18 protein-coding genes are annotated in these 18,444 nt (G+C 53.0%); 12 read left to right on the forward strand and 6 right to left on the reverse strand.

Annotated elements, in window-relative coordinates; translation table 11 throughout:
* Positions 1-11: 11 nt before the first annotated feature.
* The 3 genes from cobS to cobT are packed head-to-tail and all read left to right on the forward strand — an operon-like array spanning position 12 to position 2,446.
* Positions 12-764 (forward strand): adenosylcobinamide-GDP ribazoletransferase, encoded by a 753-nt coding sequence (cobS, locus tag ACLBVC_RS09880; protein WP_410149458.1) that lies wholly within the window; start codon positions 12-14, stop codon positions 762-764.
* 16 nt (positions 765-780) lie between these two features.
* On the forward strand, positions 781-1,377 hold the full coding sequence (gene cobC / locus ACLBVC_RS09885; RefSeq protein WP_410149459.1) for an alpha-ribazole phosphatase: 597 nt from the start codon (positions 781-783) through the stop codon (positions 1,375-1,377).
* Between the two features lie 25 nt (positions 1,378-1,402).
* The gene (cobT, locus tag ACLBVC_RS09890) at positions 1,403-2,446 is read left to right on the forward strand and encodes a nicotinate-nucleotide--dimethylbenzimidazole phosphoribosyltransferase (protein ID WP_410149460.1); all 1,044 of its coding nucleotides are present in this window, start codon (positions 1,403-1,405) and stop codon (positions 2,444-2,446) included.
* Between the two features lie 42 nt (positions 2,447-2,488).
* On the opposite strand, the gene cobO is transcribed toward cobT, so the two are convergent.
* Both cobO and ACLBVC_RS09900 read right to left on the reverse strand, forming a co-directional pair.
* Entirely contained in the window at positions 2,489-3,079 is a 591-nt protein-coding gene (gene cobO, locus ACLBVC_RS09895; RefSeq protein WP_410149461.1) for a cob(I)yrinic acid a,c-diamide adenosyltransferase, read from the reverse strand.
* Positions 3,080-3,090: 11 nt separating this feature from the next.
* Complete coding sequence (locus ACLBVC_RS09900) at positions 3,091-3,852, reverse strand: YciK family oxidoreductase (RefSeq protein WP_410149462.1); 762 nt, start codon at positions 3,850-3,852, stop codon at positions 3,091-3,093.
* A 356-nt stretch (positions 3,853-4,208) separates the two neighbouring features.
* Here ACLBVC_RS09900 and sohB point away from each other — a divergent pair, with 356 nt between their 5' ends.
* Positions 4,209-5,252 carry a protease SohB gene (gene sohB / locus ACLBVC_RS09905; RefSeq protein WP_410149463.1) on the forward strand — a complete coding sequence of 348 codons (1,044 nt, stop codon included), beginning with the start codon at positions 4,209-4,211 and terminating at the stop codon, positions 5,250-5,252.
* 114 nt (positions 5,253-5,366) lie between these two features.
* Here sohB and ACLBVC_RS09910 read toward each other — a convergent pair whose 3' ends face one another.
* Positions 5,367-5,618 (reverse strand): YciN family protein, encoded by a 252-nt coding sequence (locus ACLBVC_RS09910; protein ID WP_152325942.1) that lies wholly within the window; start codon positions 5,616-5,618, stop codon positions 5,367-5,369.
* A gap of 461 nt (positions 5,619-6,079) precedes the next feature.
* Between ACLBVC_RS09910 and topA the strand changes: the two genes are divergently transcribed.
* The 3 genes from topA (at position 6,080) to acnA (ending at position 12,880) form a co-directional block, all read left to right on the forward strand.
* Entirely contained in the window at positions 6,080-8,677 is a 2,598-nt protein-coding gene (gene topA, locus ACLBVC_RS09915) for a type I DNA topoisomerase (RefSeq protein WP_410149464.1), read from the forward strand.
* A 354-nt stretch (positions 8,678-9,031) separates the two neighbouring features.
* Positions 9,032-10,006 (forward strand): HTH-type transcriptional regulator CysB, encoded by a 975-nt coding sequence (gene cysB / locus ACLBVC_RS09920; protein WP_410149465.1) that lies wholly within the window; start codon positions 9,032-9,034, stop codon positions 10,004-10,006.
* A 198-nt stretch (positions 10,007-10,204) separates the two neighbouring features.
* Positions 10,205-12,880 (forward strand): aconitate hydratase AcnA, encoded by a 2,676-nt coding sequence (gene acnA, locus ACLBVC_RS09925; RefSeq protein WP_410149466.1) that lies wholly within the window; start codon positions 10,205-10,207, stop codon positions 12,878-12,880.
* A 77-nt stretch (positions 12,881-12,957) separates the two neighbouring features.
* Here acnA and ribA read toward each other — a convergent pair whose 3' ends face one another.
* Positions 12,958-13,548 (reverse strand): GTP cyclohydrolase II, encoded by a 591-nt coding sequence (gene ribA / locus ACLBVC_RS09930; protein ID WP_410149467.1) that lies wholly within the window; start codon positions 13,546-13,548, stop codon positions 12,958-12,960.
* Between the two features lie 288 nt (positions 13,549-13,836).
* Between ribA and pgpB the strand changes: the two genes are divergently transcribed.
* From pgpB to lapB, 3 genes are all read left to right on the forward strand, one after another.
* Positions 13,837-14,598, forward strand: a complete 762-nt coding sequence (pgpB, locus tag ACLBVC_RS09935; RefSeq protein ID WP_410149468.1) for a phosphatidylglycerophosphatase B — start codon at positions 13,837-13,839, stop codon at positions 14,596-14,598.
* Positions 14,599-14,845: 247 nt separating this feature from the next.
* Positions 14,846-15,157, forward strand: coding sequence for a LapA family protein (locus ACLBVC_RS09940; RefSeq protein ID WP_152326349.1), 312 nt, complete (start codon positions 14,846-14,848; stop codon positions 15,155-15,157).
* A gap of 6 nt (positions 15,158-15,163) precedes the next feature.
* Complete coding sequence (gene lapB, locus ACLBVC_RS09945; protein WP_410149469.1) at positions 15,164-16,333, forward strand: lipopolysaccharide assembly protein LapB; 1,170 nt, start codon at positions 15,164-15,166, stop codon at positions 16,331-16,333.
* 79 nt (positions 16,334-16,412) lie between these two features.
* Here lapB and ACLBVC_RS09950 read toward each other — a convergent pair whose 3' ends face one another.
* Positions 16,413-16,700, reverse strand: coding sequence for an Arc family DNA-binding protein (locus ACLBVC_RS09950; protein WP_410149470.1), 288 nt, complete (start codon positions 16,698-16,700; stop codon positions 16,413-16,415).
* 190 nt (positions 16,701-16,890) lie between these two features.
* Here ACLBVC_RS09950 and pyrF point away from each other — a divergent pair, with 190 nt between their 5' ends.
* Both pyrF and yciH read left to right on the forward strand, forming a co-directional pair.
* On the forward strand, positions 16,891-17,619 hold the full coding sequence (pyrF, locus tag ACLBVC_RS09955; RefSeq protein WP_410149471.1) for an orotidine-5'-phosphate decarboxylase: 729 nt from the start codon (positions 16,891-16,893) through the stop codon (positions 17,617-17,619).
* A 12-nt stretch (positions 17,620-17,631) separates the two neighbouring features.
* Positions 17,632-17,961, forward strand: coding sequence for a stress response translation initiation inhibitor YciH (yciH, locus tag ACLBVC_RS09960; RefSeq protein WP_410149472.1), 330 nt, complete (start codon positions 17,632-17,634; stop codon positions 17,959-17,961).
* Between the two features lie 58 nt (positions 17,962-18,019).
* On the opposite strand, the gene osmB is transcribed toward yciH, so the two are convergent.
* Positions 18,020-18,238: an osmotically-inducible lipoprotein OsmB gene (gene osmB / locus ACLBVC_RS09965; RefSeq protein WP_056780657.1), complete on the reverse strand. Its 219-nt coding sequence runs from the start codon at positions 18,236-18,238 to the stop codon at positions 18,020-18,022.
* Positions 18,239-18,444: the final 206 nt, after the last annotated feature.

Below are 18,444 nucleotides of genomic sequence, written 5' to 3' on the forward strand. Positions count from 1 at the left end.
AGGATATTACGATGATGACATGGCGTCTGTTTCTCGCAACGTTGCAGTTCCTCACCCGCATACCGGTAAAAGAACGCTGGTGTGACGGTGTTGAAATGAAAGATTACCCGCGCGGGATTGTGTGCTTCCCTTTCGTCGGGCTGGTAGTCGGCCTGCTTTCTGCGCTGGTCTGGGGGACTCTGGTTCCGCACGTTGGCGCATTTCCGGCGGCAGTTGCCGCGGTTATCGCTCATATTATGCTGACCGGCGCACTGCACCTTGACGGGCTGGCGGACACCTGCGACGGGCTGTTTTCGGTGCGCAGCCGCGAGCGCATTCTGGAGATTATGCGCGACAGCCGCATTGGTACCAACGGCGCACTGGCGCTGATTGTCGCTATTTTGCTGCGTACGGCGCTGATTTATCAGTTAAGCGCCGACGGGCTGGCAGTGTTTGCAGTGCTGGTCATAACGCCTGTAATCGGGCGGGGAATGATGTCTGTCATGATTTTCAGACAGTCTTACGCGCGTGAATCGGGCATGGGAAATCTGTTTATCGGCAAAATCAGCGAAGGGCGCTTTTATGCGACGCTGCTGCTGATGGCTTCACTGGTTCTGTTTATCGCCGGTATCTCCACGCTGTTTGCCCTGCTGGTGACGCTGTGCTTTACCTTTGTTTTTCGCCGTTTTGTCGCCAACCGTATAGGCGGGCAAACCGGTGACACGTTAGGCGCGGCCTGCGAATTAAGCGAACTGGTTTTTCTGTTCTTCCTTTTATGGCACTGAGATCCGGAAAAAATAAATGAAAATGTATCTGATACGACACGGACAAACTCAGGCAAACGTCGACGGCGTTTTCTGCGGCAGCAGCGATATCGCGCTGACCGCGCAGGGTGAAAAGCAGGCGCAGCACGTCGCCCGCCAGCTGGCGGAAATGCCGCTCGATTGCGTGATCCACTCCGGCATGCGGCGCAGCCAGGCCACGGCTGAATTTATCGTTAAAGGGCGTGAAATCGCTGTAGAAAGCCAGCCTCTGCTCCGGGAAATGGGATTCGGCGAATGGGAAATGCGTCATCACAAAGAGCTGGAAGCCTCGGAGGCAGAAGGTTACCAGCAGTGGTGTCAGGACTGGCAAAAAGCGGCGGTGCCTCAAGGCGAATCCTTCACCGAATTCACCGGGCGGATCCGTCAGGCGTTGCAGCAAATTCACCTGCGTCCGCAGGGAAGCCGCGTGGCTATCGTGGCGCATCAGGGTTCACTCAGCCTGTTGCTGGCGATGATGCTCAAACTTGCGCCCGCTGACATGTGGCGCTTTCCGTTTAAACAAGGCTGCCTGTGTGAGATCGATTTAAGCCCGGGTGCCTGCGTTATCCAACGTTTCAACGACAGCGGTATTTAACTTTTAATCACGATAAGGAACACTGATGGCTTCGTTGGCAAATATCATCCGTCAGATTGCTAAACCCGACGCAGAGGCCGCACGGGCTGCCGCAGAACGTCTGGACAGCCTGGTTAAACCGCTGGGCAGTCTCGGGCGTCTGGAACAGCTGGCCGTTCAGCTGGCGTCGATTCGCGGTAAAGCACCGCTGAAATTCCCCAGCAAAGAGATTCTGGTGATGGCCGCCGATCACGGCGTTTGGCATGAAGGGGTAACGCCTTCGCCGCAGGTCGTCACCGCAATTCAGGCGGTGAATATTGTGCAGGGAAAAGCCGGAGTTTCCGTGCTGGCGCGTAACGCCGGTGCGCAGGTGACGCTGGTTGACTGCGGGATACTCGGCCCGGATATTCCCGGCACGCTGAACCACAAAGTCGCACAAGGCACCGGCAATATTGTCACTAGCCCGGCGATGACCCGTGAGCAGGCGGAATCGCTACTGGTCTGGAGCGCGGAACGGGTTATTGCAAAAGCGGAAAGCGGGTTGTCTCTTCTGGCGGTCGGTGAGCTGGGCATGGCAAACACCACGCCCGCGGCGGCGATGGTCGCGGTGCTCACCGGCGCAGCCCCTGCGCAAACGGTCGGGTTGGGCGCAAACCTTCCGCCGGAGCGGCTGACCCATAAAATCAGCGTGGTGGAAAAAGCCCTTGCGGTGAATCAGCCGGATGCTTCGGATGCGCTGGATGTCATGGCGAAAGTCGGCGGGTTCGAGCTTGTCGGTATGGCGGGCGCAATGATCGGTGCTGCGGCGGCGGGAATTCCGGTGGTACTGGATGGTTTCCTTTCTTATGCGTCGGCACTGGCGGCCTGCCAGATGGCACCGGCGCTGAAACCGTATCTTATTCCGTCACATCTTTCGGCGGAGCAGGGCGCGACAATTGCCCTGGAAGCGCTGGGTTTGCAGCCTTATTTTGACCTGAGTTTGCGTCTGGGCGAGGGCAGCGGTGCCGCGCTGGCGTTACCGCTGATTGATGCTGCCTGCGCTATCCATAATGAAATGGCGACACTGGCGGAGTGTCAGATAACGCTTTGAAAATTAAGTTTTAAAGCTTACGTTTAAAAGCAAAGCAGGGCGTTACCAGTCAATGCCCTGCTGCGCCATAATGCCCGCATCAAAAGCATGCTTCACCGGACGCAGTTCGCTGACGGTATCGGCCAGCTCCAGCAGATCCCGATGGCAGCCACGGCCGGTGATAATCACCGTCTGGCGCGCCGGACGGGCATTCAGCGCATCAACCACTTCCTGCAAATCCAGATAACCGAAACTGACCATATACGTCAGTTCATCGAGCACGACGAGATCTAACGTGGCATCGGCCAGCATGCGTTTCCCGTGCTGCCAGACGGCCTGACAGGCGGCGGTGTCCGTTTCTTTATTTTGCGTTTCCCAGGTAAAACCGGTCGCCATCACCTGAAATTCGACGCCATGCGGTTCCAGCAGATTTTTCTCACCGTTCGGCCATTCGCCTTTAATAAACTGGATCACCGCTGCGCGCATTCCGTGCCCGACGGCGCGGGTTACCGTCCCGAAAGCGGCAGTAGTTTTGCCTTTGCCGTTGCCGGTAAACACAATCAAAATGCCGCGCTGCTCTTTTGCCGCGTCAATGCGCGCGTCAACCTGTTCTTTCAGCTTTTGCTGGCGCTGCTTGTGGCGATCTTCAGTCATGTTCGGCTCCGTTATTCGGCTGGACCGGCTTTACGGCCCGGTTGGGCATCAAAGCTGATACCAGTTTTACGACGACTGTCATCGCCCATCAGGTAGAGATACAGCGGCATGATGTCAGCCGGTGTTTTGAGTTTATTTTTGTTTTCATCAGGGAACGCCGACGCGCGCATGCCGGTGCGGGTTCCGCCCGGATTAATGCAGTTCACCCGCAGACCGGAGTGTTTATGTTCTTCGGCCAGCACCTGCATCATGCCTTCGGTGGCGAATTTCGATACCGCGTACGCGCCCCAGCCGCTGCGACCTTCCCGCCCGACGCTGGACGTTGTGAACACCAGCGATGCGCTGGCGGATTTGAGCAGCAGCGGTAGCAGGGCCTGCGTCAGCATAAACGTCGCGTTGACGTTGACCTGCATGACGTTCATCCAGTCCTGCAACTTAATTTCGGCCATCGGCGTAATCTCCGTCAGCAGCCCGGCGTTGTGTAAAACACCGTCGAGATGCGGCACCCATCCGGCAATCTGGCTGGCGACGCGCTGGCAATCCTGCTCGCTGGCGGTCAGTAGATCGAGCGCATAAATGAACGCGGGACGCAGATTCTTCGAGGCAATTTCCTGCTGGACGCTGGCCAGTTTGCTTTCAGTGCGGCCAAGTAAAATCACCTGCGCGCCAAAGCGGGCGTAGGTCAGCGCCGCTTCGCGTCCGATGCCGTCACCAGCGCCGGTGATCAGAATAATACGGTTGTTGAGCAGGTCAGATTTAGGATGGTAATGCATGGTCGGTCCTCATAGTTCGGGGCGCGATGTGACGCAGTCGGCGTTTTCACATCAGGCGCGCTGAGTATCAAAAATGCCGAGAACGGGAGAAGTTGCGCTCGACCGGAGTCCGACATTTTGGCGCGAATTTGGGGTGTTTCGGAATTGATCACCGGTTATATGCCTTAAATGGGCAGGAGTTTCAATGATTAACCCAAAAACAGACAGCTCTTTTGTAACAAAATTGGAACAATGGCGCACTCACTTTTAGTCTCTGGCATGATGTCATCTTCGAACAAGACGCCGCAGCGCCGATTGTCTAGAATGTTCAGCATCTTTCATAACGGTTTTATTACCACATCGAAAAGGCGGTTTGTGTGGATTTACTTTCTCTTTATGGGCTGTTTTTGGCCAAAGTAGTGACCGTAGTGATCGCCATTGGTGCGCTGGTGGTATTGGTGGTTGGCCTTCGTCATCGCAAATCTCACGGAAAAGGTGAGTTGCAGCTGGTCGATTTAGGGGAGCAGTATCGCGAAATGCAGCGTGAAATGCGCAGCGCGCGTCTGAGTCCTGCGGAGCTGAAAATCCGCAGTAAGGAACTGAAGAAAAAGGATAAAGCGGAAGCGAAACAGAAAAAACTACAGGCCAAAGTGGGGGCAACCCAATCCAAACCTTGCCTGTATGTTCTCGATTTCAAAGGCAGTATGGACGCGCATGAAGTGACTTCGCTGCGCGAAGAAATTTCAGCCGTGCTTGCGGTGGCTACACCGGAAGACGAAGTGCTGTTGCGCCTGGAAAGCCCGGGCGGCGTGGTTCACGGTTATGGTCTGGCCGCTTCACAGCTGGTTCGTCTGCGCCAGAGCGGGATCCGCCTGACGGTGGCGGTAGATAAAGTCGCCGCAAGCGGCGGGTATATGATGGCCTGCGTGGCTGACCGCATTGTCGCCGCGCCGTTTGCCATTATCGGTTCGATTGGCGTCGTTGCGCAGATCCCTAACTTCAACCGCTTATTGAAAAAGAACGATATTGATATCGAACTGCATACGGCGGGGGAGTTCAAACGTACCCTGACGCTGCTCGGTGAAAACACCGAAGAAGGGCGCGAGAAATTCCGCGAAGATCTCAACGAAACACACGTGCTCTTCAAGGAATTTGTACATCAGAATCGTCCGTCGCTGGATATCGACAGCGTGGCAACCGGTGAACACTGGTTTGGGACACAAGCGCGTGAAAATGGTCTGATTGACGCCATCGGCACCAGCGATGATTTGCTGATTGCAGAAATGAAAAATCATGAAGTGATTGCGGTGCGTTATGCCCGTCGTAAACGCATGATGGACAGATTTACCGGCAGCGCGGCTGAAAGCGCAGACCGTCTGTTCCTGCGCTGGTTACAGCGCAGTCAGAAGCCGTTGCTGTAGATGCATTGCCTCATTAAAAGCACATAGAAAAAGGGACTTCGGTCCCTTTTTTATCGGCTCGGTTTACGCCGAGAGCTAACCGGTTGCGCCTTCTTTTATAGCGGCTTTTTTATCTCAATCTTCGAGATGGTATTTTTCTGAAAAAAGATGAGCCAGATGTTTAAACATATTAAATACCGCGGTGGTTTTTCGGGTCGGTAAACCGTTTTCATCCATGAAGAATTCACCACGGAAAACCAGCACATTGCCTTTTTGTTCAACTTCTGTCGCAGCCATTCCGCTAAGATACTCATCGTGCTCACGGATAACCTTATTCGCTTCTGCCAGTAAAGCTTCGCGACTTATTGCCGATGTATTTTCGTGCATGATATTTACTCCCCACTATAATTGCTGACGTTATTGTAATCCTGACGTTGTTAAAACCGCAAATCGGCTGTGGGTAATGGCTTTAAATTATGGTTATTATTTGAACGATTCGCCGAAAAGATTGAACGCATTAGCGAAAAGGGCGTTTCCGTGTTAATTAGTTTGCGTGTCGATTTTTATCAGGTAGAGTGTGGGATTTTGTGGCTTCAGGTGGAATGTTTTGTTTACGCTTGGTCATTATTTGACATAGGAAAGAGCACATTCTGCTGAACCCTGTCTGGTTAATCCCTCGCAGAATCAGTGTATTGAACCTCGGGAAGTCAGTTCGCTCGTTCTTTTAAAGAAATGAGTTGACGTTCTGACTCACTGCCGCAATATAAAAAAAGACGTGTTATTGTGCCGCGGCATAACTAGACAAAATCTTCTTCAGATGATGAAGAATCATTCAGGTAAAGGTAATTATGGGTAAAGCTCTCGTAATAGTTGAGTCCCCGGCAAAAGCCAAAACGATTAATAAATATTTAGGAAATGACTACGTGGTTAAGTCCAGCGTCGGTCATATCCGTGATTTACCGACCAGTGGATCCGCTGCTAAAAAGACCGCCGACTCAACCGAAGAAAAAACAAAGAAAAAAGTAAAAAAGGATGAGAAAACTGCGCTGGTTAATCGCATGGGCGTCGATCCGTATCATGGTTGGGAAGCGCAATACGAAATACTTCCCGGTAAAGAAAAAGTCGTTGCTGAGTTAAAAGCGTTAGCGGAAAAAGCTGACCACATCTATCTCGCAACCGACCTTGACCGCGAAGGAGAGGCAATTGCCTGGCATTTGCGGGAAGTGATTGGCGGCGATGAAAAACGTTTCAGCCGCGTTGTATTTAACGAAATTACCAAGAACGCGATTCAGAATGCGTTTAAAGAACCGGGCGAGCTGAATATCGATCGTGTTAACGCTCAGCAGGCGCGTCGCTTTATGGACCGCGTAGTGGGTTACATGGTTTCCCCGCTGCTGTGGAAGAAAATTGCCCGTGGTTTATCCGCGGGTCGTGTTCAGTCCGTGGCGGTTCGTCTGGTGGTTGAGCGCGAAAAAGAAATCAAGGCGTTCGTGCCGGAAGAATACTGGGAGTTGCACGCGGATTTGCTGGCGAAGAAAGAAACCGCTCTGCAAATGGAAGTGACGCATCACCTGGATAAACCGTTCAAACCGGTGAATAAAGAGCAAACCCATGCGGCTGTTTCGCTCCTTGAAAAAGCGCGTTATCAGGTGGTGGATCGTGAAGATAAACCAACCAGCAGCAAACCGGGCGCTCCTTTTATTACCTCCACGTTGCAGCAGGCGGCAAGTACACGTCTGAGCTTTGGCGTGAAGAAAACCATGATGATGGCGCAGCGTCTCTACGAAGCCGGTCACATCACCTATATGCGTACTGACTCCACTAACCTGAGCCAGGACGCCGTAGAAATGGTTCGCGGCTACATCGGCACAAACTTTGGCGATAAATACCTGCCGAAAGCGCCGTTGCAGTACAGCAACAAAGAGAATTCCCAGGAAGCGCATGAAGCGATCCGTCCTTCTGACGTTGCCGTGGTTTCTGAGCAACTCAAAGATATGGAAGCGGATGCGCAGCGCCTGTACCAGCTGATCTGGCGTCAGTTTGTGGCCTGCCAGATGACACCGGCACAGTACGATTCCACCACGCTGACGGTGAAAGCGGGCGATTATTCCCTGCGCGCCAAAGGTCGTACGCTGCGTTTCGATGGCTGGACGAAAGTCATGCCAGCGTTGCGTAAAGGCGACGAAGACAGAACGCTGCCAGCAATTGAAGTTGGCACCGAACTCGAACTACAGCAGTTGTTGCCAACTCAGCACTTCACCAAACCGCCTGCGCGTTTCAGCGAAGCGTCACTGGTGAAAGAGCTGGAAAAACGTGGCATTGGCCGTCCGTCCACCTATGCGTCGATCATTTCGACCATTCAGGATCGTGGCTACGTTCACGTTGAAAACCGCCGTTTCTATGCGGAAAAAATGGGTGAAATCGTCACCGATCGTCTGGAAGATAATTTCCGCGAACTGATGAACTACGATTTCACCGCGCGCATGGAAGACGGGCTGGACCAGGTCGCGAACAATAAAGCGGAATGGAAAGCGGTTCTGGATGAGTTCTTCACTGAATTCAGCAAGCAGCTCGAGACCGCCGAGAAAGACCCTGAAGAAGGCGGTATGCGCCCGAATCAGATGGTACTGACCAGCATCGAATGCCCGACGTGCAGCCGCCCGATGGGTATTCGTACCGCCAGCACCGGTGTGTTCCTCGGGTGTTCCGGTTATGCGTTGCCACCGAAAGAGCGCTGCAAAACCACCATCAACCTGATTGCGGATGCTGAAGTTCTGAACATCCTTGAAGGTGATGAAGCGGAAGCCAATGCGCTGCGCGCTAAACGTCGTTGCGGCAAATGCGGCACGGCGATGGACAGCTACCTCATCGACAACCAGCGCAAATTGCATGTCTGCGGTAACAACCCGGAATGTGACGGCTACGAAATCGAAGAAGGCGAGTTCCGTATCAAGGGTTATGACGGCCCGATCGTTGAGTGTGAGAAATGTGGTTCTGAAATGCACCTGAAAATGGGGCGTTTCGGTAAGTACATGGGCTGTACCAACGACGCGTGTAAAAATACCCGTAAGATCCTGCGTAACGGTGACGTTGCGCCGCCGAAAGAAGATCCGGTTCCCTTGCCGGAGCTGCAATGTGAAAAGTCTGACGCCTATTTCGTTTTACGTGATGGCGCGGCAGGTGTTTTTCTGGCGGCCAATACTTTCCCTAAATCGCGCGAAACCCGTGCGCCGCTGGTGGAAGAACTGAAGCGCTTTAAAGATCGCCTGCCGGAAAAACTGAGCTATCTGGCTGATGCGCCAGTTGCCGACCCGGAAGGCAATAAATCGATGGTGCGTTTCAGCCGTAAAACGAAGCAGCAGTACGTGTCTTCAGAAAAAGACGGCAAAGCCACTGGCTGGACGGCATTTTATGTCGACGGTAAATGGGTCGAAGGTAAGAAGTAATATTATTTAGTCGAAGCCAGATGAAACCCATTGTTATTCGATTGTAAAAAACCAGTCCTTCGGGCTGGTTTTTTTATTGCATAAAGATCTATCATCGAAAGGTTCTTCGCGAATATCTTCTCAGTGCAGTACTGCCTGCTGTAATCCTTATGTTATCTGGCTATACAATGTGTCAATTCTTGATATAATTGTTATATAAAATTTGTTTTTATTCACATTTGTAATAAGCTAATACGTCTTTGACATAAACGGCGTAATACAGACTTCGGGCATTCAATAAAAATCATTTCCAGTCTGTTCAGCTTCGGGTGAACAGGGATGGTGACAGGGTTTGAAACCAGGGTGGTATGAGATATGAAATTGCAGCAACTGCGCTACATCGTAGAGGTTGTTAATCACAATCTGAACGTCAGTTCGACGGCAGAAGGCCTGTACACGTCGCAGCCAGGGATCAGTAAGCAGGTGCGCATGCTCGAAGATGAGCTGGGTATTCAGATTTTCTCCCGCAGCGGTAAACATCTGACGCAGGTTACGCCCGCCGGGCAGGAGATTATTCGTATCGCGCGCGAAGTGCTGTCTAAAGTCGACGCAATTAAAGCCGTCGCGGGCGAGCATACATATCCTGATAAAGGGTCGCTGTACGTCGCCACAACGCACACGCAGGCACGTTACGCACTGCCAAACGTCATTAAAGGTTTCATCGAGCGCTACCCGCGCGTTTCACTTCACATGCATCAGGGTTCGCCAACGCAAATCGCCGAAGCGGTTTCGAAAGGGAATGCGGATTTCGCAATTGCCACCGAAGCGCTACACCTTTACGACGACCTGATTATGCTGCCTTGCTACCACTGGAACCGTGCGGTTGTGGTTCAGCCGGATCATCCGCTGGCGGGCAAAGATAAAGTCACCATCGAAGAGTTAGCGGCGTATCCGATTGTCACCTACACCTTCGGGTTCACCGGCCGTTCTGAACTGGACACGGCGTTTAACCGTGCCGGGCTGACGCCGCGTATCGTCTTTACCGCCACTGATGCTGACGTCATCAAAACCTACGTCCGTCTCGGGCTGGGCGTCGGCGTGATTGCCAGCATGGCAGTCGATCCGATTCAGGATCCGGATCTGGTGATGGTCGATGCGCGTGATATCTTCACGTACAGCACCACCAAAATCGGTTTCCGCCGCAGCACTTTCCTGCGCAGCTACATGTATGATTTCATCCAGCGATTTGCTCCGCATCTGACGCGTGACGTGGTTGACACCGCCATTGCCCTGCGCTCAAACGAAGATATCGAAGAGATGTTCAAAGACATCAAACTGCCGGTGAAGTAAAACGGTTCACATCGCTGAAAATCTCCGTCCCGCGACGTCTTACAATGTCGCGGGATTTTTTTTGCCTGATGAACACTTCGTGTTGTTATGAAAATGTTAACCGAGTTTTGTGTTATGTTTAACTATGCACTTATAAGCTTGCGGGTTATTCCCTGATAGCCACGCAGGCGCGAGAAATGAGCAGTAAAAGGAGAAGCTATGTCGTCCGATATTCGTGAGAAAAGTCTGGATAAACTGGCAGTCCAGAACAAGGAGTTTCATTACTACAGCCTGCCGCTCGCAGCCCAAACGCTGGGTGAACTCCAGCGCCTGCCAAAATCCCTCAAAGTTTTACTCGAAAATTTACTGCGCCACGTGGATGGCGACACCGTAACGGAAAGTGATTTGCGCGAACTGGTCGGCTGGCAGAAAACCGGCCACGCCGATCGTGAAATCGCTTACCGGCCTGCGCGCGTTCTGATGCAGGATTTTACCGGCGTGCCGGCGGTGGTGGATTTAGCCGCCATGCGGCAGGCGGTAAAACGTCTCGGCGGTAATGTCGACCAGGTGAACCCGTTATCGCCTGTCGATCTGGTTATCGACCACTCGGTGACGGTAGATGAATTTGGTGATGACGAAGCGTTTGACGAAAACGTCCGGCTGGAAATGGAACGTAACAACGAACGCTATCAGTTCCTCCGCTGGGGGCAGAAGGCCTTCAACCGCTTCCGCGTTGTGCCGCCGGGCACCGGGATTTGCCATCAGGTTAACCTGGAGTATCTCGGGCAGACCGTCTGGTACGAAGAGCAGAACGGTAAAACGGTCGCCTACCCGGATACGCTGGTCGGCACCGATTCGCACACCACCATGATTAACGGACTGGGGATCCTGGGCTGGGGCTGCGGCGGGATTGAAGCGGAAGCGGCGATGTTAGGTCAGCCGGTTTCCATGCTGATCCCCGATGTGGTTGGCTTCAAGCTGACCGGAAAATTACGCGAAGGCATCACCGCAACCGATCTGGTGTTAACCGTCACGCAGATGCTGCGTAAGCACGGCGTGGTCGGCAAATTTGTTGAATTTTACGGCGACGGTCTGGCGGATTTACCGCTGGCCGACCGCGCCACGATCGCCAATATGTCACCGGAATTCGGGGCCACCTGCGGATTCTTCCCGGTGGACGACGTCACGCTCGGGTATATGAAGCTGAGTGGCCGCAGCGATGAGCAAATCGAACTGGTCAGAGCTTATTCGCAGGCGCAGGGTTTATGGCGCAATGCGGGCGACGAACCGGTATTCACCAGTACGCTGTCGCTGGATATGGGCAGTGTTGAACCGAGTCTGGCTGGCCCGAAACGTCCGCAGGATCGGGTGGCGCTGCCGGATGTGCCGAAAGCGTTTAAAGCGGCCACTGAACTGGAGTTGGGAAACAGTAAACCGGGACGCAGCGACAAGGAAACCTTCACGCTGGAAGGGCAGCATTACGCGCTCACGACCGGCGCGGTGGTAATTGCCGCCATCACATCCTGTACCAATACGTCAAACCCCAGCGTGCTGATGGCAGCCGGTTTGCTGGCGAAGAATGCCGCTGAAAAAGGGCTCACCCGTAAACCGTGGGTGAAAACCTCGCTGGCACCGGGTTCCAAAGTGGTGACCGATTATCTGAATGCTGCCGGTCTGATGCCATACCTTGAACAGCTCGGCTTCAATCTGGTGGGCTACGGCTGTACCACCTGTATCGGTAACTCTGGGCCGCTGCCGGAACCGATTGAATCCGCCATTAAATCCGGGGATCTCACCGTCGGCGCGGTGCTTTCCGGAAATCGAAACTTCGAAGGGCGTATTCATCCGCTGATCAAAACCAACTGGCTGGCGTCTCCGCCGCTGGTGGTGGCGTACGCGCTGGCCGGGAACATGAACGTCAATCTGACCCACGATCCGCTGGGGGAAGATGCGGACGGCAAACCAGTTTATCTCAAAGATATCTGGCCGTCGGCGGAAGAAATTGCCAACGCGGTCGGGCAGGTGACCACGGCCATGTTCCATAAAGAATATGCGGAAGTTTTTAACGGTGATGCCAGCTGGCAGGCGATTCAGATTGAAGGCACGCCGACCTACACCTGGCAGGAAGATTCCACCTACATCCGCCATCCGCCGTTCTTCAGTGACATGAAAGTCGAGCCGGACGCGCTGGAAGACATCAACGATGCCCGTATTCTGGCGATTTTGGCGGACTCCGTTACCACCGACCATATCTCGCCCGCCGGGAATATCAAAGCCGAAAGCCCGGCGGGGTTGTATCTGAAACAGCACGGTGTAGAGCCGAAGGCATTTAACTCCTACGGTTCGCGGCGCGGTAACCATGAAGTGATGATGCGCGGGACGTTCGCCAATATCCGTATTAAAAACGAAATGGTGCCGGGCGTGGAGGGCGGATTTACCCGCCATATTCCGTCGCAGGAACAGCTGGCGATTTACGATGCGGCGATGAGATATCAGCATGAAAGCGTGCCGACGGCAGTGATCGCCGGTAAAGAGTACGGTTCAGGATCGAGCCGTGACTGGGCGGCGAAAGGGCCGCGCTTGCTGGGTGTTCGCGTGGTAATTGCGGAATCTTTCGAACGTATTCACCGCTCTAACCTGATCGGCATGGGGATTTTACCGCTGGAATTCCCGCAGGGCGTGACCCGCAAAACCCTGAAACTGACCGGCGATGAGCAGATCAGTATCCGGGGATTACAAACCCTGACGCCCGGGCAGGACGTTGCAGTACACATCACTTTTGCCGACGGGCATACGCAAACGGTCAACGCGCGCTGCCGTATTGATACGGGCAACGAACTGACTTATTTCCAGAACGGTGGCATTCTGCATTACGTGATCCGCAAAATGCTCTGAATCTTTTTCCCGCCAAAAATCCATGAAAAAGGGCACCGTTAAGGTGCCCTTAATATTTCTGTCATATCCTGAAAAAATTACTTATCGAGCAGGTGGCCCATTTTGGCGGCTTTGGTAGACAGGTAACGTTCGTTTTCCGGATTACGGCCCACGATCAGCGGCACGCGCTCGGTGATATTAATGCCGGCTTCAGTCAGGATTTCGACCTTTTTCGGGTTGTTGGTCAGCAGGCGGACAGAATCAACGCCCAGTAACTTGAACATATCCGCGCACAGGGTGAAGTCGCGTTCATCAGCCGCAAAACCGAGCTGATGGTTGGCTTCGACGGTATCGTAGCCTTTGTCCTGCAAAGCGTAAGCGCGGATTTTGTTGAGCAAACCGATGTTACGGCCTTCCTGACGGTGATACATCAGGATGCCTCGGCCTTCTTCGGCGATGTGATTGAGTGCGGCTTCGAGCTGAAAACCACAGTCACAGCGCAGGCTGAATAAGGCATCGCCGGTCAGACATTCAGAGTGAACACGCGCGAGAACCGCTGTTTCACCGCTGATGTCGCCAAAAACTAACGCCAGGTGGTCGTGCCCGGTGGCCAATTCTTCAAAACCCACCATCAGGAAATCGCCCCAAGGTGTTGGCAGATTGGCTTCTGCCACCCGTTTCAGCTGCATTTTACGCTCCAAAAAAACCACAAAGTGTCTTCATTTACAGTGAGTATTTTACTTGTTGATGCGCATCCTACGTTCAGATGCGGCCTCTGGATAGGGAATCGGTGCCTTTCCATCACGACAGGGCGTTATTTTGCCACAGATTGGCGCGGTTTTTAGCGCGAATATTTGAACGATTAGTTCATAACTTATGAATTATAACCGCTTCTTCAACAATCCCCGCTTAGGGAATGTGAAGCGGTAACAACATTGCTACACTCCAACTCTTTTATAATGACGGAAGGGACGACTATGTTTGATATCGCCAGACGCACCGCATTCGGGGCTGTTCTTTTGTTACTGATGCCCGCAGCGGTTTGGCTCAGTGGCTGGGTATGGACGCCGGGCGGTAATCCGTCAATTTTACTCCCGCTTTATTGGGTCACCGAAACGGTCAGTCAGCCTTGGGGAATTTTAACCACGGTAATCCTGTGCGGGTGGTTTTTATGGTGCCTGCGCTTTCGTCTCAAAGCGGCGATAGGGCTGGTGCTGATGATTTCGGTGGCGCTTCTGGTCGGTCAGTCAGCTAAGACTTACATCAAAGGGGAGGTGCGCGAACCACGCCCTTATGTGGCCTGGCTGGGAACTGACCATCAGATGAACGTTGAGGAATTTTACGGCCTGAAACGCAAAGCGCGCAGCCAGCAGGTCAAAGATGTTCTTGGCGATAACGCTCAGATCCCGCACTGGCTGAACAAAAGCTGGCAAAACGACACCGGCTATGCATTTCCTTCCGGCCATACTATGTTCGCCGCGACCTGGGCATTACTGGGTATCGGGCTGCTGTGGCGGCGTAAACACTACAAAACGGTCACTTTCCTGATGGTATGGGCGGTTGTGGTGATGGGTAGCCGTCTGATGCTGGGGATGCACTGGCCGCGTGACCTGATGGCGTCCGTCGGTATCAGCTGGATCCTGGTGACACTGGCCTGCTGGCTGACCGAACGCTATATCGGTTCGCTGACGCCGCCACCGGCGGAAAATCAGGAAATCGCCCAACGCGACGGAGATTAAACACCTGTAATTTCAAAGGGGTTTAACAAAACCCCTTTAATTCATTGCTTTCGCCCCCATATCTCTTCCATATCGCAAATTGCAGCGATATTTGCGACACGCCGCAAAAGTTGCACGAAGTTCCAACAACCTGCATGTAAAGCCTCTGCAATGTTTCCCAGCTTTGTTTGGAAATGCTAACTTATTAGGTCGGGACGAGAGTTTTTGGCATAATTCATCCGGTACATCCGGCATTACAGGAATGAATGTGAAATATCTGCTGATTTTTTTATTTTTGCTGGTCATCGTGGTGATTTCTATCACTCTGGGTGCCCATAACGACCAGACTGTGACCTTTAATTATTTGCTGGCGCAGGGTGACTATCGTGTTTCCACACTGCTTGCCGTGCTCTTTGCCACCGGTTTTATTCTCGGCTGGGTCATCTGCGGTTTGTTTTACCTGCGTGTCCGTTTATCTCTCGGGCGTGCCCAGCGGAAAATCAAACGCCTTGAACAACAAATTGAACCCGCGGCTGCCGTTACGCCGCCAGCAGCATCTTATGATGTCAGCAAGGAATAACCCTCTATGTTAGAACTGCTGTTTCTGTTGTTGCCCGTTGCGGCCGCCTATGGCTGGTACATGGGGCGCAGAAGTTCTCAGCAGGACAAACAGGAAAATGCTAACCGCCTGTCGCGTGAATACGTAGCAGGGGTTAACTTCCTGCTTTCCAACCAGCAGGATAAAGCGGTCGACCTGTTCCTTGAGATGTTGAAAGAGGACAGCAGTACGGTCGAAGCGCACCTGACTCTGGGGAACCTGTTCCGCTCCCGTGGCGAAGTTGATCGCGCCATCCGCATCCACCAGTCGCTGATGGAAAGTGCCTCGCTGACCTTCGAACAGCGTTTGCTCGCCGTACAGCAGCTGGGGCGCGATTACATGGCTGCCGGTTTTTATGACCGAGCGGAAGACATGTTTAACCAGCTGGTGAAAGAGCAGGACTACCAGCTGTTTGCGCTGGAACAGTTGCTGATTATCCATCAGGCGACCAGCGACTGGCAGAATGCCATCGATGTGGCCGAGCGTCTGGTCAAGCTGGGCAAAGAAAACCGACGCAAAGAAATCGCGCATTTCTGGTGCGAACTGGCGCTGCTGGCGATCGTTTCTGACGATTTTGATAAAGCCACCGGCCTGCTGAAAAAGGCCGCAGTGGCCGATAAACTTTGTGCCCGCGTGTCTATCATGCAGGGGCGTATTTTCCTGGCGCAGGGCGAATACCGTAAAGCGGTTGATGCCCTGCAACGCGTCCTCGAGCAGGACAAAGAACTGGTCAGTGAAGCGCTGCCGATGATGCAGGAATGCTACCAGAACCTGAAAGATACGCTGGGCTGGGCAGAGTTCCTCAAGCGCTGTGTCGATGAAAACACCGGCGCGACGGCAGAACTGATGCTGGCAGAAATCATCCAGCAGGAAGAAGGGCGTGAAACGGCGCAGAACTACATTAACCGCCAGCTGCAACGTCATCCGACCATGCGCGTCTTCCATCACCTGATGGATTACCATCTGGCCGATGCAGAAGAAGGCAGGGCGAAAGAGAGTCTGGTTTTGCTGCGGGACATGGTGGGTGAACAGATCCGCACAAAACCGCGTTACCGCTGCCACAAATGCGGGTTTACAGCGCATTCGCTGTACTGGCATTGTCCGTCATGCCGCGGCTGGGCGACGATCAAGCCAATACGTGGTCTCGACGGGCAATAATTTTTCCCGTCATACTTCGCGTTGCAGATGCAGTTATCATCTTGTTGCAACGCGAATTATTCAGGGAAAGGAGAGGGAGTTACTTCTTCTTACCGGTGGTTTTGCGTGCGTTAAGCAACGTGCGCAGTTTCTTGATTTCTTTTGCCGTCAGCGCAGGTTCAGAATCTTCAGCAAGATGCTGATTATCAATCTCATGCTCGGTGGCTTTCGACGCCTTTTTCCCCTTAGGTGCCGCCGGATTAAAGCTTTCTTCCAGACGTGCTGCCACTTCCGCACTTAAAGAATGCTCAGCCTCAGCGGCGGCGTTCTTGATCAGTTCTTTCAATTCAACCGGAATTTTGACGGTCAGGGTTGTTATCTCACTCATTTTTCAGCCTTTCCTTAGAGTAAAGTTACAAGCTATGCCAGCGTTGTGTCGGCGTCTAGTGCATCACAAAAATTTAATAAAACTGTCACATTATGTGTAGCTGTGAATTCAACCTTTTGCCATGTAAAATGCGGGCGGCAGAAAACAGGCTTTCCCTTCCTGAAATGAAAAAACACAAGAGGCTGAAGATATGACGTCAGAAAATAACATTAATAACAAAGACTTAAATTCATCACCTATTGTTGTCGCTCTCGACTATGCCGATAAATCTGCCGCGTTGGCTTTCGCAGATAAAATCGATCCCCGTGATTGCCGTCTGAAAATTGGTAAAGAGATGTTCACGCATTTCGGTCCGCAGATGGTGAAAGATTTGCAGACCCGTGGTTTTGACGTCTTTCTGGATCTGAAATTCCATGACATCCCCAACACCACGGCCCATGCAGTTGCCGCTGCGGCGGAGCTGGGCGTGTGGATGGTCAACGTACACGCCAGCGGCGGTGCGCGCATGATGACCGCAGCAAAAGAAGCGTTGCTGCCGTTTGGTAAAGACGCACCGTTACTGATTGCTGTCACCGTGCTGACCAGCATGGAAGGCAGCGATCTGGCAGATCTGGGCATCACGTTATCTCCGGCAGATTACGCCGAACGTCTGGCGTGCCTGACCCGTGACTGCGGGCTGGACGGCGTTGTGTGTTCCGCGCAGGAAGCCACACGCTTTAAATCGGCGCTGTGGCAGGAGTTCAAACTGGTCACGCCGGGGATCCGCCCGGCAGGCAGCAAAGCCGACGATCAGCGCCGCGTGATGACCCCGCAGGAAGCGCTGGCGGCGGGTGTGGATTACATGGTGATTGGCCGTCCGATTACGCAGTCCGCCGATCCGGCGCAAACGCTGCGTGATATCCGTGCATCACTGCGCTAAGCAGGAGAATTTATGAGTAACGACAACAACAGCCGGTTGGTGTATTCCACCGACACCGGCAGAATCGACGAGCCGAAAGCCGTTGTGGCGCGTCCGAAAGGTGACGGCATTGTTCGCATTGCGCGTCAGACCAGCGGCCGCAAAGGGAAGGGCGTTTGTCTGATCACCGGCGTCGATCTCGACGATGCGGCGCTGGAAAAACTGGCGGCTGAACTGAAGAAAAAATGTGGTTGCGGCGGCGCGCTGAAAGACGGCGTCATCGAAATTCAGGGTGATAAGCGTGATTTGCTCAAGCAACTGCTTGAAGCGAAAGGCATGAAAGTCAAACTGGCCGGTGGCTAATAGAACAAGACGCTGCGCTATTGGTTAGCGCAGCGTCTAACTGTTTTTTTATCTGTTCTTATTTGCTGACCTGATGACCCACAATACCACCCACTGCTGCGCCGCCTAACGTACCTAAAGTACTTCCGTCAGTCAGAACCGCACCACCAAGTGCACCGGCACCGGCACCAATCGCCGTGTTACGGTCACGTTTAGACCAGTTACCACAAGCAGTAACAGACATCGCAAGAGTCAGAACCAGTGCAATACTGGCAACGCGTTTATTTACGAGCATCATAGTTATCTTCCTCAAAGGATTAACGTTCAGCATCATCGATAAGTATAGGTAACTTGCAGCGTTCTCACTGTATTTCACCTGGTGATCCTTCACACAACTTATGAATTTTTGAGCTGTTCCGAACCTTTATTCATAATTCGACTCATCCGGACGCACTTTTGCATCCGTTAACTAAAAAATAGAGAAATTAGTATCCATTCACTAGG

Origin of the sequence: Rahnella selenatireducens, from assembly GCF_046449555.1 — a bacterium.
Classification (GTDB): domain Bacteria; phylum Pseudomonadota; class Gammaproteobacteria; order Enterobacterales; family Enterobacteriaceae; genus Rahnella; species Rahnella selenatireducens.